The 259-nt window shown below is 69.5% G+C and carries 1 protein-coding gene; it reads right to left on the reverse strand.

Annotated features, from left to right (window positions below; genetic code table 11):
• The coding region (locus tag AC5Y21_RS26080) for a DUF222 domain-containing protein (RefSeq protein WP_499917052.1) at window positions 1–259 on the reverse strand (259 nt) is incomplete at both ends.

Here is a 259-nt window from a genome sequence, read left to right on the forward strand (position 1 = left end):
CACCTTCACATGCGCGTCACCGATCAGTCCCTGGCGCTGGGCGGCTGCGGTTGCGCTCAGCTGTGGCGGCAGCGCCTCGCCGGTCAGCGCGCGACGCTGACCCAGATCTTCGGCTTCGGCGATGCGTCGGCTGGCTTCGGCTTTGGTGATGCGTAGCCGGTTGGCCAGCGCGGTGGGCAATGTGCCGCCCAGCTCTTGGTCGCCGGCCTGCTCGCCGACCTGGTTGATCAGCGTATGTTGGGGTGTCCGCAGCCGGCGG

It is taken from the genome of Mycobacterium sp. NGS41, assembly GCF_059812725.1.